14 protein-coding genes and 1 pseudogene are annotated in these 15,940 nt (G+C 61.6%); 7 read left to right on the top strand and 8 right to left on the bottom strand.

Annotated elements, in window-relative coordinates:
• Positions 1–82: 82 nt before the first annotated feature.
• The 3 genes from CHEJ32_RS0110905 to CHEJ32_RS0110895 all read right to left on the bottom strand — a co-directional run bounded on the left by CHEJ32_RS0110905 (position 83) and on the right by CHEJ32_RS0110895 (position 2,816).
• Positions 83–355 carry a hypothetical protein gene (locus CHEJ32_RS0110905; protein WP_028033917.1) on the bottom strand — a complete coding sequence of 91 codons (273 nt, stop codon included), beginning with the start codon at positions 353–355 and terminating at the stop codon, positions 83–85.
• 241 nt (positions 356–596) lie between these two features.
• The gene (locus CHEJ32_RS26715; protein ID WP_198023850.1) at positions 597–971 is read right to left on the bottom strand and encodes an IS3 family transposase; all 375 of its coding nucleotides are present in this window, start codon (positions 969–971) and stop codon (positions 597–599) included.
• Between the two features lie 372 nt (positions 972–1,343).
• Entirely contained in the window at positions 1,344–2,816 is a 1,473-nt protein-coding gene (locus tag CHEJ32_RS0110895) for a glycosyl transferase family protein (RefSeq protein ID WP_084032774.1), read from the bottom strand.
• 142 nt (positions 2,817–2,958) lie between these two features.
• Between CHEJ32_RS0110895 and CHEJ32_RS0110890 the strand changes: the two genes are divergently transcribed.
• The 6 genes from CHEJ32_RS0110890 (at position 2,959) to CHEJ32_RS0110865 (ending at position 9,546) form a co-directional block, all read left to right on the top strand.
• Positions 2,959–5,061, top strand: coding sequence for a TonB-dependent receptor domain-containing protein (locus tag CHEJ32_RS0110890; RefSeq protein ID WP_084032762.1), 2,103 nt, complete (start codon positions 2,959–2,961; stop codon positions 5,059–5,061).
• Between the two features lie 26 nt (positions 5,062–5,087).
• The gene (locus tag CHEJ32_RS0110885; RefSeq protein WP_034658203.1) at positions 5,088–5,831 is read left to right on the top strand and encodes a siderophore-interacting protein; all 744 of its coding nucleotides are present in this window, start codon (positions 5,088–5,090) and stop codon (positions 5,829–5,831) included.
• A gap of 36 nt (positions 5,832–5,867) precedes the next feature.
• Entirely contained in the window at positions 5,868–6,782 is a 915-nt protein-coding gene (locus CHEJ32_RS0110880; RefSeq protein ID WP_028033912.1) for a siderophore ABC transporter substrate-binding protein, read from the top strand.
• A 106-nt stretch (positions 6,783–6,888) separates the two neighbouring features.
• On the top strand, positions 6,889–7,839 hold the full coding sequence (locus CHEJ32_RS0110875; protein WP_028033911.1) for an ABC transporter permease: 951 nt from the start codon (positions 6,889–6,891) through the stop codon (positions 7,837–7,839).
• 28 nt (positions 7,840–7,867) lie between these two features.
• A complete protein-coding gene (locus CHEJ32_RS0110870) occupies positions 7,868–8,797 on the top strand; it encodes an iron chelate uptake ABC transporter family permease subunit (protein WP_051469597.1) in 930 nt (309 codons plus the stop codon).
• On the top strand, positions 8,794–9,546 hold the full coding sequence (locus CHEJ32_RS0110865) for an ABC transporter ATP-binding protein (protein WP_028033909.1): 753 nt from the start codon (positions 8,794–8,796) through the stop codon (positions 9,544–9,546). Before CHEJ32_RS0110870 ends, CHEJ32_RS0110865 begins: the two co-directional genes overlap by 4 nt.
• 63 nt (positions 9,547–9,609) lie before the next feature.
• On the opposite strand, the pseudogene CHEJ32_RS24430 reads toward CHEJ32_RS0110865, so the two are convergent.
• The 5 genes and pseudogenes from CHEJ32_RS24430 to CHEJ32_RS0110850 form a co-directional block, all read right to left on the bottom strand.
• Positions 9,610–10,099: pseudogene (locus CHEJ32_RS24430) on the bottom strand (DUF6065 family protein).
• Positions 10,096–10,344 (bottom strand): DUF6065 family protein, encoded by a 249-nt coding sequence (locus CHEJ32_RS27910; protein ID WP_256375668.1) that lies wholly within the window; start codon positions 10,342–10,344, stop codon positions 10,096–10,098. Before CHEJ32_RS27910 ends, CHEJ32_RS24430 begins: the two are co-directional and overlap by 4 nt.
• A gap of 7 nt (positions 10,345–10,351) precedes the next feature.
• Complete coding sequence (locus tag CHEJ32_RS26210) at positions 10,352–10,864, bottom strand: autotransporter domain-containing protein (protein WP_051469596.1); 513 nt, start codon at positions 10,862–10,864, stop codon at positions 10,352–10,354.
• Entirely contained in the window at positions 10,825–13,071 is a 2,247-nt protein-coding gene (locus tag CHEJ32_RS27115) for a hypothetical protein (RefSeq protein ID WP_051469595.1), read from the bottom strand. Before CHEJ32_RS27115 ends, CHEJ32_RS26210 begins: the two co-directional genes overlap by 40 nt.
• A gap of 748 nt (positions 13,072–13,819) precedes the next feature.
• Positions 13,820–14,464 carry a TetR family transcriptional regulator gene (locus tag CHEJ32_RS0110850; protein WP_028033908.1) on the bottom strand — a complete coding sequence of 215 codons (645 nt, stop codon included), beginning with the start codon at positions 14,462–14,464 and terminating at the stop codon, positions 13,820–13,822.
• Between the two features lie 242 nt (positions 14,465–14,706).
• Here CHEJ32_RS0110850 and CHEJ32_RS0110845 point away from each other — a divergent pair, with 242 nt between their 5' ends.
• Complete coding sequence (locus CHEJ32_RS0110845; protein ID WP_034658202.1) at positions 14,707–15,933, top strand: efflux RND transporter periplasmic adaptor subunit; 1,227 nt, start codon at positions 14,707–14,709, stop codon at positions 15,931–15,933.
• The last annotated feature ends 7 nt before the right edge of the window (positions 15,934–15,940 follow it).

Below are 15,940 nucleotides of genomic sequence, written 5' to 3'. Positions count from 1 at the left end.
GTGATCTGCCGCTGCCACCCGTCAGAAAAACTCCCTTTACTGTGAGCCTACGCGCTGAGCGCGGCCAGTACACGCGCCGGCGTCAACAGGTATCGCCGAATCCTTCCGCCGCATCGAAGAACGCGTTGCCGATCGCCGCAACGACTGCCGGCGTGACATCTTCGCCTGCCCTGGTGCTCTGTTCGTTCAGCTGCTGCACGACGATCGGCGTGACAGCCGGATATTCGGCGTGGCGCAGCGTTTGATATAAAGCCCAATCGAAACTCGTGACGTTCGTCTGGTTGAACTTCACTTCCTCGCAGAGCGCAAGGCTTGCTCCGTGACACGTGCCGAGCGCGATGCCGCGGCCGGTCACGACGTCCGCATTCGAGAGTTGGGACGCGGCAACACGCGGCGTCCACTTCGCCGCGTATTGCCGCCTTGAGCACGTCGAGCCAGCGCGAATGCGAAATGTTGCGTTTGCGGAACTCGTACGGATCCACCTAGGCCGCGTAGGCCAGCTCGTCCATGGTCTTCGAACGCGAAGTAGGTCGACGGATTCATCGGCGCGCGCAGCGGACCGGTGCGGATGTAGCCGTAGCCCTCCACACGACGGTTCACGAGCCGCAAACTCGGTATCTCGAACATCTCGATCTGTGACGTATGAACGGAAAAAAGTCCGGCTCTGTTTGGGTTTGAGCCCGGATGAACTCCCTTGGGGAGCGCATCCTGAGGACTGAGTGAGAATGAATCTCGTTGTAGTCATCGATCCATCCGGCGATCTGCCGTAGCACCGTGGTGGCGTCCGGCAAAGGGTTGCCGTCATGGACGCGGCCCTCGCACCGGCCGGTATGGTGTTCCAGCACGAGCGTCGCCTGCTGCATGATCCTGTGCACCCGCTTGCGGTTGACGGCAGGCAGTTCCTCTACCGCCAGTTCGCGGTTCACCAGCGCGGTAATGCGGCGATAGCCATAGGTCGGCCGCTCGTCCACGAAGCGGCGAATGAGCGGCAGTAGCTTCTCGTCCTCGGTCTTGGTGTAGGAACCGCGGGCTTTCCTCCGTCCGCTTGTTCCTGTCGATCAGGTTGGAGCGGGAGACCTGGAGTGCTTCGGCTACCCGCTTCATCGGGAACTCCCCTCGGCGGCAACAGCGGCCGCAAGCCAGCGCCTCATGGAGCACGGTCTTGCCGCGCAGGCGCTCCAACTCGAGCAACTCGACGACATCGTAGAAGGCGGATGTCGCCGCGAACATGGCAATTGCCGTCTCCCGGCATCTCAACCTGACGACGTTTCCAGCCTCCTAAGCCAATCAAGCGCAGAGATGCGTCTTAGCGTTGGACCTGATGAAAGTCGCGGGTCGCGATTTCATGTCCTCTCGCTCCAGAGCCTTTTCGCCAGCGCGTAAGCATCGTCCCACGCCATCCCTTTCCCTTCCAGCAAGCAGAGCGCGATGGCCGTCGTCGTCACCACAACATCAACGGCATGTTCGTCCCGCGCAGCCCCCTCCCAAACGGCGCTCCAGAACTCCATGGTGTTCATGCCTGTTCTGGCGCGGTGCGGCTCCTGCCGTGCCGCAGACTTGACGATGCTCTCCTCCGGTTCCCCATCAAAAAGGTGGACCAAGGGCATCGCACGGGGCGGCATGGCCTGCGCGACGTCACGGCTGTTGGAGATGATTGTCAGATCCTGCCAGCCGAGAAGCGCGGCGGCGTCCCGCATGATCTCCCGATAGGAGTGGCCCGGGACGCCCAACAGGCTCGCCGACGCTCCCAGAGGATTGAGGAGATGGACGAGAAGGTTCAGCGGGGAACGCATCTCGAACAGCGCATAGAGTTGCATAAGCGCCCGCAACTGCACGGAAATGGAGCCAAGTGGCAGGAACGCGATCCGGTCGGTCTCAAGGCGGGACCGGGCCTCGCCAACCGAGCCGCAGACCCTGATCCCGAGATATGCCAAGGCCGTATCGAGATAGGCTTCCCGGCCATCCAGGCCGTGCAGCAGGACCCTCTTGCCTGCATTCGCCAGGAGCTTGGCGGAGAACAGGAACCAAGGGGCGCTGCCGCGCCGCGGCGACAGATAGGCCGGCCAGTCTAGGTCAGCAGCCGCCGATCCGGGCGGCTGGAGCCCTGCCATTTGCCGTGCGGCGCGCACCAGCCCCGCGAGCTCCGGAGCGACGATCCCGCGATATTGCAGGGCGACGAAGAGCGCGCCGATCTGGATCGGATCCGCCTCGCCCGCAAGGACGATCGACATGGCCTCCTCGGCTTCCTCCATCGTCAGCGGGCGGGAGTGGCCGGGACCGGTGCCGATCGTGGCGATGTGCTTTGCCAGTCGCCGCTGCGGTTCGGCGTCCTGTGCAATCTCGTTCAGCCTTAGGGCAAGCTGTTCCGGAGTGGGCTCGCCCTCCAGGGTAACAGTCTGGCGCATCGCGAGAGGCGGCGCCTTTAGGAGAGGCCTCGGCAAACTCGTGCGCGCCGGAGCAGTTGCAACGGGTTCCATGCGGCCGCTCGCATTGAGCAGCGCCTCGGCTTCGGTCGCAAGGGCCCGCAGCCTCTGCCGCAGCTGTTCTGCAAAGGGCGTCGGGACCATGGTTCGGCCCCGGCGCAGAAAGATGGGGTCACCATAGATCTCCCGGATCTGCCCCAGCAAACGGCTCATGGCAGGCGTGCCAATACCCAGCCTTTCTGCCGCCCTGCTCACGCTGCCCTCCACCAGAAGGGCATCGAGCGCGATGAGAAACCGCAACCGGCTCATCTTGCCGGCAGCCGCCTCAATGTCCGCCTCTCGTTCGTCGGCCACTGCCGTACGCGCGGCACCGCTTCTCACCACGGAATTCATGGCCGACACCCGCAGGCAGCCTGCCGCTCGCATTGTTGCGCTGCAGCGAATTTAGAATCGTTCTCAAAGATCATCGTTGACCCGATTTCAGACGAACTTAATAGGAGTGAAACTCTCATGTTTTAACAGCGCAGGCAACATCATGACTGGCCGCAACATTGCACGCACCAGAGACGCCTTGGTTTACAGGCATATCCGCAGCTGTGGCCTGAATGCAGCAATTTTCGTGATCGCCCTGACGCCTGCCGTTGCGCAGGCGGAAGAGACGACGCGGCTTGAACGCCTCGTCGTCACGGCGGCCGGTTTCGAGCAAAACGTCGCCGACGCACCCGCAAGCATCTCCGTCATCACGCGCGAGGATCTCGAAAACGGCGCCTTCCGCGATCTGACCGACGCTTTGAAGGAAGTACAGGGCGTGGCCGTTACAGGCGTCGCGAACGAGAAGGACATCTATATCCGTGGGCTGCCTGGCGCGTATACGCTCATCCTGGTGGACGGCAAGCGCCAGAGCACACGTGACTCCCGCCCTAATGGGAGCGCCGGATACGAGCAGAGCTTCGTCCCGCCAATCAGCGCAATCGAACGGATCGAGATCGTGCGCGGTCCGATGTCCTCGCTCTACGGTTCCGATGCGATGGGTGGCGTCATCAACATCATCACGCGCAAGGTCTCCGACGTGTGGTCCGGCAGCGTGACGGTCGAGGGCACACTGCAGCAGCACGCGCGCTACGGCAATTCCGGCCAGACCTCCTTTTATGCGAGCGGTCCGGTCATCAACGATTATCTCGGTCTGCAGGTCTGGGGCAGAGGCCTGCTTCGCGACGAGGATTCCTTTGACGGTGGTGTTTCGGAAGCACGAGAGGGCGACATCAACGGACGTCTCACCTTCACACCTAACGAAAACCACGACATCTATCTCGAAGGCGGCTTCACCCGTGCGCGCCGCCTGTCCCATGCCGGCGAGTCCATAGCCGCAAACCAGAGTGACAGCTATCGCGACCACGACCGGGCTCACTGGTCGGCGACGCATGTGGGGCGCTGGGGACAAACCACCTCCGAATTCTCGCTGCAGCAGGAATGGGGCGAACGCACCACCTACACCCACACGCCTGCCCAAGGAAGGTTCGTCGAGAACCCGCGTTCGCCGGAAATCCTAAACACCGTGCTCGACGGCAAATTCACGACCCCCTTCGCGGCCCTTGGGGACCACACGCTTGTTACCGGCGGGCAGGTGTTTCATACCCACCTGACAGACCAGAATCCCGGCCGCCGCACGGGTGTGGACGAGGTTTTCGAGGCGACGCAATGGGCGCTGTTCGTGGAGGACGAGTGGCGCATCCATGATCGCTTCAGCCTCACCGGCGGCCTCAGAATGGATCACCACGAAGCCTACGGGTCCCACTTCAGTCCGCGGCTCTATGGTGTCTGGCACGCCACGGACAACCTTACCATCAAAGGCGGCGTATCGACCGGCTTCCGCGCGCCGGAGATCCGGCAAATCGCGCCGGGTTATGCCTACACGACCGGCGGGGCGGGCTGCAGCTACGGGCCTAACGGCACCTGCGGCGTGATCATCGGCGATCCGGACCTCGAGGCGGAAAAGAGCACCAGCTATGAAATCGGCGTGCTCTGGGATTCCTATGCGGGGCTCTCGGCCGGTGCGACCTTCTTCTACACGGATTTCCGCGACAAGATCGCCAATGCACTGGTAGTCGACGCAAACGGGGTGCCCGTCCGCTGGAGCGAGGATCCGAACTATCGGCTCTGGTATCACTACAATGTGGACGATGCCACGATCCGGGGCGTGGAGTTGGCTGCTACCTGGGAGGCAACGCCAACGCTCACCTTCCGCGGCAGCTACACCTACACGGATTCCGAGCAGAAGACGGGCGACTATGCCGGATTCCCGCTTGCCCGCACGCCGAAGCACCAGGCGAGCCTCAGAGGCGACTGGATGGCCACCCAGAGGCTCAATCTCTGGGCGAATGCGACCTATCACGGGTCTGAAATCGCCGCCGGTGCACGCATCGGCACCAACGGCACGCCCGTGACCATCAATGGCGCGCCCGGCCGCAAATACAAGCCTTACATGCTGGTCGACATCGGTGCTTCCTTCGATTTCAACGACAGCGTGACCCTGAAGGGCGCCGTTTACAATCTCTTCGACAAGAAGATCGAAGCGACGGACTTCAATACGGAGGTCGAGGGGCGACGCCTGTGGGTGGGCCTCACCACAACTTTCTAGCGGCTGCCGCCGCCTGGGATATGACCATGACGCAAGCAACAAACACGCCCGCCAGACCACAACTCCCCGCCTATACGCTCACCGTGGTCGAGAGTTTCGACACCGAGCCCAATATGCGCCGCGTAAGATTGAGGCTGCCAACGCACAGCGCGTTCGAGTATCTGCCTGGCCAGGCTATCGTGATGATGATCCCCACCGGGAACGGCGAATTCGGGCGGCGGGACTACACGATACGGTCCATGGACCGGCAAGCAGGAACCATCGCAGTCGATTTCCTGAAGCACGGGGAGACGCCGGGACCGCGCTGGGCGCTCTCAGCCCGGCCCGGGGACACGATCGAGATCCGCGGTCCGCGAGGCCGTACCGTCTTTCAACCCGATGCAGACTGGCACCTTTTTACCGGCGATGAAACCTGCATCCCGGCGATCGCTCATATCCTGGAAACCGCGCCCGCCGGCGCCAGGGCCTTCGTCTTCATCGAAGTTGCGGGACCTTCCGGCGAAATAGCGCTTCCAAGTGCGGCTGACGTTCAGATTCGATGGGTCCACCGCGGCGTACAAGAGCCCGGGCCGAGCGAACTCATGGCGGATGCGGTCGCCGGCTTCACGCTGCCGGCCGGCCGCGGGCAGGCCTACATTATCGGCGAGACCTGCAATGTACGCCGCCAGCGGCGGGACCTGATCGCGCGAGGACTTACCCGCGAACAGATCCTTTCCGAAGGCTATTGGCGTCCCGGCCGCATCGGCGGGCACGATCATGTGGACGACTGATTGACCATTCCCCAGGAGCAGGCAGAGAAAAAGACAATGATGAAGCACACCATGGTTCTTGCCGGGCTGGCGTTTGCGCTGGCATCGGCGTTAAGCTCGGCCAAGGCCGAAGATATCGTCGTCCAGCATGCACAGGGCGAAACGACGGTCACCGCTAACCCGGAGAAGGTCCTCGTCTTCGATCTGGCGTCGCTCGATACGCTGGACGCGCTCGGCGTAGAGGTGGACGGCGTGCCCACCGGGACCAAGCCGGAACATTTGGCTAAGTACAATTCCGATGAGTTTGCCAAGATTGGCACGCTCTTCGAGCCGGATTACGAAGCCGTCAACGCCGCCGAGCCAGACCTCATCATCGTTGGCGGGCGTTCCGCAGCCAAATATTCCGAGCTTGCCAAGCTTGCACCGACGATCGACCTCACCATCGACCAGAAGAATTATCTCGGAAGCATGCGCAAGAACGTCGAAACGCTCGCCCGCATCTTCGGCAAGGAAGCGGAAGCCGAGAAGCAGCTTAAGGAGCTGGACGATGCGATCGGCGACCTGAAGCAGGCGAGCAAGGATGCGGGGCGGGTTCTTGTCGTGCTGACCACCGGCGGCCGTATGAGCGCTCACGGGCCGGGAGGCCGCTTCGGCATCATTTACGGCGAATTCGGCTTCACGCCCGCCCGAGAGGGCTTGGAGACCAGCACGCACGGACAGGCAATCTCCAATGAATTCATCATGGAGACCAATCCGAACTGGCTCTTCGTGCTCGACAGGGACGCGGCAATCGGCCAGGAGGGCCAATCGGCGGCGCAGCTGCTCGACAACGAACTTGTCGGACAGACAACGGCGTGGCAGAAGGAACAGGTTCTATATCTGAATGCGCCCAACTGGTATCTCGTGGGCGGCGGTCTCACCGCAATGCAGATGAATGTAGAGCAGATCTCCAAAGCCATATCGGGCAAATAACCGTCCGGCAGAACGCCTGCGGCCGGCCTGAGCGCCGGCCGTTTCTCTTTTCTTTTCGAACTTCTCTGATGAGAGTGCCGTGAACCCCACTTCGCCAGCCAGCCTCGTGCCAGCCAGCCTCCTTGTCCTCGCACTGGCGGGCGCCAGCCTCTTCGTCGGCGTTTCAAGCGTGTCGCTCCAGGGGCTGATCGATGGAGGTAGCGCGGGAAAGGCAGCGCAGGTGCTTCTCATCAGCCGCCTTCCGCGCACGCTCGCGCTCATCCTGGCAGGGATGGGAATGGCGGTGGCTGGCATGATCATGCAGATGCTGGCACGCAATCGCTTCGTTGAACCGTCAACCGTTGGCACGGTGGAGTCGGCCACCTTCGGCACGCTGCTAGTCACCTTCTTTGCGCCAAACGCGCCGGTGGCAGTCAAGATGCTCGTCGCGGCAGGCTGTGCGCTCGCCGGAACCGCGCTCTTCCTGCGCATCCTGAGGGCGATCCCCCTGCGGTCCGTCCTCATGGTGCCACTGGTGGGCATCATGCTCGGAGGCGTGATCGGCGCCACCACGGCTTTCTTCGCCTATCGGTTCGATCTTCTTCAATCCATCGGCGCCTGGACGACGGGGGACTTCTCCATCGTCCTACGCGGGCGCTACGAACTGCTTTGGGGCGCCGCAGCCCTCACCCTCCTCGCCTATATCGCAGCAGACCGGTTCACGGTCGCCGGAATGGGGCAGGAGTTCACGACCAATCTCGGCCTCAATCACCGCCGGGTCGTCACGCTCGGATTGGTGATCGTCGCCACCGTGACGGCAGCGGTGGTGGTCACAGTGGGCGTCGTGCCCTTTCTCGGCCTGATCGTGCCCAATGTGGTCAGCATGCTGATGGGGGACAATATGCGCCGCTCCCTGCCCTGGGTGGCTCTTCTGGGTGCCGGTTTTGTGCTTGCCTGCGATATCCTGGGGCGGCTGATCATCCACCCTTATGAAATTCCCATCGGTACCGTGATGGGCGTGATCGGCGCCATCTTCTTCCTGTACCTGCTCTTGCGGAGGAACGCCCGTGTCGCCTGATGCTAGGCGGCTCCGCACGAGGGCGGTCATGCTTGTGCTTGTCCTTCTGGCACTCGCCGCTGCGCTCGCCTTCATGACGCTCGGCGCGCGAGGCCGATGGGACTTCATCCTCCCGTTCCGCGGCGCCAAGCTGGCCGGGCTGGTGCTCGTCGCCTATTCGATCGCCGTCTCGACAGTCCTGTTCCAGACGGTTACGGGCAACCGGATCCTCACACCTTCCATCATGGGATTCGACTCCCTCTATGTCCTGATCCAGACGGCGCTTGTCTTCTTCCTCGGCGCGGGCCGTGTCTCGGCCACGAATCCGCAACTGCTTTTTGTCTTCGAGGTTGCCGCGCTGGTTCTGTTCGCCGGGCTGCTCTTTCGCTGGCTCTTCTCCGGCAGCGCCCGCAGCCTTCATTTCCTGATGCTGGTCGGCATCATCTTCGGCATCCTGTTCCGCAGCATCGCGAGCTTTCTCCAGCGGGTGATCGATCCGAGCGAGTTCCTGATCCTGCAGGACCGCCTGTTCGCCAGCTTCAACACGATCGACACCACTCTGCTCGCTATTTCGGGCGCAGCGGTCGCCATGGTCAGCATCATGGCCTGGCGCATGCTGCCGGTGTTCGACATCCTGGCGCTCGGCCGGGAAAATGCCATCGTGCTGGGCGTGGACCACCGTCGGACCGTCACCTTCGTCCTTGCCATGGTGACGGTGCTCGTAGCCGTCTCGACGGCGCTGGTCGGCCCGGTCACCTTCTTCGGCCTGCTCGTGGCCAATCTCGCCTATCTGCTGCTGCCCACGGCCCGGCATGCCGTCCTTCTTCCTGCCGCCGCGCTCATCGCGGTCGTATCCCTCGTCGGCGGTCAGGTAATCCTGGAGCGGGTTTTCGCCTTCGACACCGCGCTTTCAATCATCATCGAATTCGCCGGCGGGATCTTCTTCATCCTGCTGGTCGTCAGAGGAGTGGCTCGATGATCGAGATCGAGACTGTCAGCAAGGCCTATGGCCACACACTTGTTGTGGACGGCGTTTCTCTCACGCTCGCGGCGGGAGGGGTAACGTCCATCATCGGCCCGAATGGCGCCGGCAAGTCGACGCTCTTGTCGATGATCGGCCGCCTGCTGCCGGCAGACAAGGGCGCGATCCGCGTCGACGGGCTCGATGTCGCCAGCACGCCCAGTGACAAGCTGGCCCGGCGCCTTTCCCTGCTCAAACAGGACAACCACCTGGTGGCGCGGCTCACCGTACGTGATCTCGTCACCTTCGGCCGCTATCCCTACTCCAAGGGGCGTTACACGGTCGAAGACGAGCGGCACGTGCGCGAGGCGATCGGCTTTCTGGGCCTCGAGGCCTTTGCCGACCGCTTCCTTGACGAGCTCTCCGGCGGCCAGCGGCAGCGCGCCTTCGTGGCGATGGTCCTGTGCCAGGATACCGACTACGTGCTGCTGGACGAGCCGCTCAACAATCTGGATATCAAGCACGCGGTGGAGATCATGCGGCTGATCCGCCGCACAGCCAGGGAATTCGGCAAGGCCATCATCGTTGTCTTGCATGATATCAACATGGCGTCCGCTTATTCCGATTACATCGTCGCCATGAAGAACGGCCGCATCGTCGCCAACGGCACCGCAGAGGAGATCATCGAGCAGCAGTTGCTGAGCGATATGTACGAAACGGAGATCAGGGTGGAGTCGCTGGGCGACCGGCGGATCGCCGTTTACTGAGCAGGACGCGGAGTGACCTTGATCGGATCGCCGAGACGGAAGAGCGAGGCACCACGGCCTCGGTTATACTGGTTTAAACGGCTGCAGGCGCAGCCGACTGCGATGACCTTCAGGGGCTGGCGTGCCTGAGGGATTCATTCCCTTGAAATATCCCTTCTGCCACTTGTCCTGAGCCGCCTTGGAGGTGGGATTTCCTAAATCGACATTGAAGACGTTGCGGCTTTCCGACCAATTTCTGAACTCCTGTTCGAGATCGCTATCATCGGAGAGCTTGCGGACCATCGGCGTCACGCTTGCAAGACTGCCTCTTTGAAGGGGAAAGAGGTGGCAAAAGGGCTCATCCACCTCGAAATGCACGCGCTGGTTTGGACGCGTGAACTTCCAGTTCATGGTGAGGGTATACGGAGACCAATCTGTCTCTACGATGCCTGAGAGTGCTGCTATCCCGTTTCGGCCTGTTGAGCGGCCCGGTCACGAAGAGATCGATCCCAGGCTCGGTCCGGAAAAGACACGGGACGTGGAAGGTCAGGATCCTGTTCCCGAAATGGCTCATGGCTGGGGACGTTTCGCCGAGTGGCTTGACTTGAGACGTATGGCATCAATGCTCGGGCGGCCGTCCCAGATGGCTGAGAAGGCGGTCGTGCATAAAAGTTCCCAGCCATGCGCATTGGCGATGTTAAGCGGCAGGCAGCGGTAGGCAAACCGCTGGTCGGTGTTGTCCATCCATTCCCGCTCGAGCGGCGCCGGCCTGATCCGCACATCGTGCCCATCGACGACATACGCGGTAAGCTCTTTCACGGTGAAACTACCATTTGATGTGCAGGCCTATATTGCCGCCATATGCTTGATGGTCGTTGCCGTCGAGGTCGGTGCTGAAATGCAGGGCGCCGTAGGCACCGACGTTTTGCGATATCTGAGCTGAAAGCCCGGCACGAAGTTCCACAGATGTGCCTTCCAGATGTGTCGTGACCGAGCGGTCATTGAATTCCACGGCGTAGCTGGATGAGAAGTTATGCCAGAGATTGACACCGACGAATGGCTGCACCGGCATGCCGTTCAGTCTCGTGTCCCCTTCCAGTCGCAAGCCGAGCCGTCCGGTCCATGTTTCGAATGCTTCGTAATCGATGCTGGAAAACCTGTCCCGCGTGTCGTCCAGGTCGATTCGCTGCCATATGAGCTGAGCTTGCGGCTCGAGCGTCCAGCCGCTCCCGAGCGCGAAGGGATAGCCGCCTTCAAGCGAGGCCAAGAAGGCGTTGCCGGAAAGATCCGTTCTGAGGCCTAGATCCGATACTGTATCGCCATCGAGCCATGCAGCCATTGCCACGGCATCCAAATACCAGCCCGAGCGCCAATATGGGTCCAGTAGGCTCCCAGGGCATTTTCCTCGAACTCGAGGGTGCCGGATCGGGTAGCGGACAGGGCCAGCGTGTTGCCGTTCACATCGCCACTCGCCTCGGTATGTAGGTAGAACAGACCGAGTCGATCCTGGCTGCCATCGTCATGTTCCCAGCCTAACAGATCCAGGCCCGCTTGCAGGCCCCAGATGCTGCCATCGAACTGCGGATCGAGCTGGTATCCCAGACCTCCGACGCTCGCGGACAACCCTTGCTCAGATGTTTCGCCGAAGACCCGTGCCCAAGCGCCGGGCACGGTCCCGTAATTGTCCAGCAAAGACTGATCGCCCCGCCGCTCGTGAAAGGTGCCGAGCGCAGCGATGCCCATTCTCTGGGCGACTGCCGGCGCAATGGTATAGCCAGGGATTTCGGGGCGGATCAGCGGGATTTCGGGCGACTCTGCTGGCGGCGGGGGCGATGGCGGCTGCGGCACCGGCGGCGGGGGCGCAGGTGGTGGAGGCGCCGGCGGAGGCGGTGGCGCGGGCGGATCGATAGGCGGTGGCGACGGAGGAGGCGGCGCCGGGGGTGGTAGAGGCGCCGGGGGTGGTGGCGCTGGCGGCAGCGTTGGTATAGGCGCCGGCTCTACCGATGGCGGCGGCGGTGGGGGCGGAGGAGGCGGAGGCAGTGGTGGCGCCGGTGCCGGGAGCAATATTGGCGGCGTAACCGGCGGTGGTGGTGGCGGTGGTGCCGGAGGAGGAGGCGAAGGCGGAAGCGAAATCACGCTGGAGCGCAGGAACCAATCGTCGTCATTCGCGGGGTTCGGCGTCAGGCCGCCGCGAAACAACTGATACTCGAACACACCTGCGGCAACGCGTTGGCCGAGCGTGAAAGCCCCTGCCGTCGTCGTTGCGCCGTCAACGGCGTCCACAACCCTGATGCCGTCGCTCGTTGTCATGGCGCCGGGACCATTCAGGTTCGACACGCCGATGGCAGTCAGGCCAGATGCCGTCGGGCCGGAAGCCGCGGACGAATTGCGCTGAATGACGAGTTGGTCGGACGGAGAATCGTCGCCGGCTAGAACGGTCTGCAGGTTGAGGCGGCCGTTCTGGCCGACATAGTCGCCAAAGATCGTGAACCTATCGGTGGCCGTCGCCTGGCCGTTTGTGAGGTCGATGAGGCCGGCATTTGTGACTCTGGCGAGAGCGCTCGGACTCCAAGGTCTTACGACGTGAGTTCCATTGCCGGCGAGTACGGAGCTGCGGCTGTCGATCGAGAGCGAACCCGTCCCGGTTGCAGGATCACCCAATGTCAGCGTGCTGTAGTTCCTAAACGTAAGCTGGGAATCGAGATAGAGCTCGACGCTCTCCCAGTAGGTCATTTGGGCGACATCGACGCCTGGGCCGTTTTCGGTGTCGTACCAGAGCAGTCGGTCGTAGCCCGTGCCACCGTCGATCGCCAGCCCGGAGGTCAGGTTGGTTGCATCCAGGCCCGAAAATACCGCCCGATCATCCCCCTCGCCCATCCTGATGCCGGCGACGATCCGGCCGCCTGTCCAACCAAGGAAATCGCTTCCTCCGCCTCCCTGCAAATCCGAGCTGATCACCCCGCCGAAAACAAATGCATTGTCATTGCCCTCGCCGAGATTCACCGTGCAGCAGATGGTGCCGCTCACCTGAGCGAAGAGATCCGCGCCCTCTCCCAGATTGACCGAACCGTTGGTTTGAGCGCGGTTGACGAAGGCGTCGCTGCCACCGCCAAGATTGACAGGTCCGTTGATCGTGCCGGAATTGTCGACATCGTCATGGGCGGTGCCGGTGCTGTTGAGACCATTGATAACACCGTTCGCCCTGTTCGTTATGTTGTTGTCGACTTGGCTCGAAGCGGTATGGTTGTTGCTGAAAATCAGGCCCTGGTTGAACAGCCCATCATTGTCGATGGTGTTCGAAGGCCCAAAAAGATTGAGCTGATTGATCGCAGCGCCGGTCCGGTTGATAATGGTGTTGGAGATCGTGGCGTTCAAAGTCACCACGTTATTGAGAACGCCGAAATTTTCGATCTCGTTTCGCGCACCCGACATGGTGGCGGTGTCGACGGAACGATAGGCCCTGACAAGCAAGCTGTTCAGTCCGGAGCCGGTTACCGAGAGTACGCTACCACCGAAAGTGCCGTTCTGGTCGAACGAAGTCGCCATTGTTGGTGACTGTGACGTTCCCGTTTATCTGTCCATTGTTATTGAAGATAAGAGATGAAAGACCGTCGATAAAAGACGGCCCATTCACAGTTGCGCTTGGCTCCACCTCCACCACGACGGTCGGGCCGGGAGGTGGAGGCGGGACGATTGTAAATCCGTCCGCATCAAAGCCGGAGCAGGTCACGGTGTCGCCGTTTAAGACGCAATCGGCCTACGCCGGCGCCTCACCCAGGCAAAGAAGCGCTATCGACGCAACCGACTGGAGGAGCAGATGGCGCAGGATCGAGCGATTTCGTCGAGTTCGGTAAAGGACGTCGGTGTGCGGATGACAGAGTGCCCGAGCGACAAGCGAGGCAGCCTCGCAATCGCCAATCGGATTTTCTATGGCGTCATTGGAAACGCACCGCAACTGAGTCCCCCAATGCGAAGCTATCCGCTGGCTGGAATAATGCGGTTGATATCTGCTGGCTGTCAATCACCCGATCCAATCGCAATAGATTAGAAACCAGTGACGGTTCTTATCCAGCAGTCTCGTTTTAATTCGCCTCCGACGATCACGAAAGCCGCACCAATATCCGGCGCGACTTGAACTCGAACTGCCCTGGCCTCCGTACAGGCACAGGTCAATTCATCTCAAGATTGCCGGCAAATATCAATGTGTGCTTGAACGACTGAAGATAAATAAACGGCCAGCACTCGGAAGGTCGCGCTGACGGCCGCTCTGTCCGGACGATGCCGTGGGCCAGCTTCAATTAGGTGAGGAGGCATTCTCGGCGCGGTTGCGCCCACGGAAGCAAGTCATCAATTCGCCGATGAGTTTGCCACCAACCTCGGTCAGGCTGAATTCGCGATTGTTGCGGAGCCATTCGTGTATCAGGCCCGTCATCGTGCATTGAAGCGCGCGGGCGGCGATTTCAGGCTGCCACTCGGATCGGAGCGAGCCGTTTTGCGAAGCCATCTGCACGAGCCGGCGGATATGGTTCAGCATCTGTTGGTTCGCTTCCCCGATCCTGGCGATAAAGCCCGCCATTTCGCCCACATATTCGCAGCGTTGCGATAGAATCGCCATGATGCGCTGCTGCCGCTCATCCTCCTCGAAAAGCTGCAAAGCCGAAAGACACCCACTCTCCACGACGGTCAGCGGATCCTCATGCCCGTGTTCCGCGGCGTGAACGATCAAATCTTCTTGAGGCAGCCGAATGCTGTCCTGAAGCGCCTTGAAGATCTCGACCTTGTCCTTGAAATGCCAATAGATGGCACCTCTGGTCACGCCGGCGCGAACGGCAATTTGCTCGAGAGTGGAACGGCTTACCCCATTCTCGAAGAAAACGTCGACGGCCGCATCGAGGATGCTTTCGCGAGTCTGTTCGGCCTCTGCCTTGGTTCTTCGCATTCAGAAAATTCCTCTTCCTCTCCCGCTGCCGCTCTCTTTACAAACAATCATGAACGTATATATAGGGCGGCACAAGCGAAATCCTTTCTTATCCATGATCTGCCCTCCGAGCCCGCATCGGGAAAGAGAATGTAGCGAACCTTCTCGATCCTGCAGGCGCAGGCATGTTTGGTTCCCAAGTCAGGCGGAGCGCTTCCCACGCTCCGTCTTTTCCTCTCAACGTTCATCTCGGCAGTCGTATCATGCTTACCTCAAAAAACGCATTCCGTGCCGTTTCAGCCATTTTCGTTTCACTCGCCCTTGCGGCCTGCAGCGATGCCGATAGTGCGCAGGAGAGGAGCACACCTCCCCCACCCAAAGTTTCGGTTGTCCAGGTGGATCGCGAGCGGATCCCTGTTCTGAACGAATTACCGGGGCGCATCGCTCCAACCCGGATCGCAGAGGTTAGGCCGCAGGTATCCGGCGTCATTCTCGAGCGCGTCTTCACCCAGGGAAGCCTGGTGGAGAAGGGAGACGTCCTTTACCGCATAGATCCGCGCCCTTTCGAGGTGCAAGTGCAGAGCGCCGAGGCGACCCTGCAGCGCGCCAAGGCGGTTCAGAAGCAAGCGCAACAGGATGCGGACCGGCAGCGCTCGCTCGCCGAGCGCGGCGTAAATTCCCGCCAGCAGCTGGATAGCTCGCTCGCCGCGCTCGCTCAAGCTAACGCGGAGGTGGCGATCGCTGAAGCCGGCCTCGCTTCAGCCCAGCTCAACCTACAATATTCGGAAGTGACCGCGCCGATTTCAGGAAAGATCGGCCGCGCCAATGTCACGGAAGGCGCGCTGGTCAGCTCTACCATGCAGCAGGCGCTCACGACAATCCGGCAGCTCGATCCCGTCTACGCCGATTTCACGCAGTCGGCCAACGAACTTTTGGCGCTGCGACGCGCCTTGGAGGCCGGCGAGCTGTCCACGGTCGCCTCCGGCGAGGCGCGCCTGCGTCTCCTCTATGACGACGGCACGCCCTATCCCCAGCACGGCCGCCTGCTCTTCGAAGAAGCAACCGTGGACGAGAGCACCGGGCAGATCACGCTCCGGGGAGAGTTCCCCAATCCCGACGGAAACCTGCTGCCGGGCATGTATGTCCGCGTTCAGATCGAGCAGGGCGTCCAGGAGAAGGCGATCGCGGTTCCGCAGCAGGCGGTGCAGCGCAATGCTTCCGGCACGGCGCAGGTCTATGTCGTGAATGGCGAGAATGTCGTCGAGCTTAGGCCGGTGCAGGTCGCCCGCGCATTCGAGGACCGTTGGGTCATCGGCGAAGGGCTTGAAGAGGGCGACCGTGTGATCGTCGAAGGCTTCCAGAAGATTGCGCCCGGCGCGACGGTCGTGCCCGAGCCCTGGTCTCTGGCCTCGGCTAAGGACGACGCTACGGATTCTCACGGGAAGGGCGATACGGCACTCGCTAAGTCTTCCGACAGAGCGGCCGACTGAGGAGAAA

Origin of the sequence: Chelativorans sp. J32 (assembly GCF_000518985.1) — a bacterium.
Classification (GTDB): Bacteria; Pseudomonadota; Alphaproteobacteria; order Rhizobiales; family Rhizobiaceae; genus Chelativorans.
The sequence above is the reverse complement of the archived record's forward strand: the minus strand, read 5'-3'. Positions and strand labels throughout refer to the sequence as shown.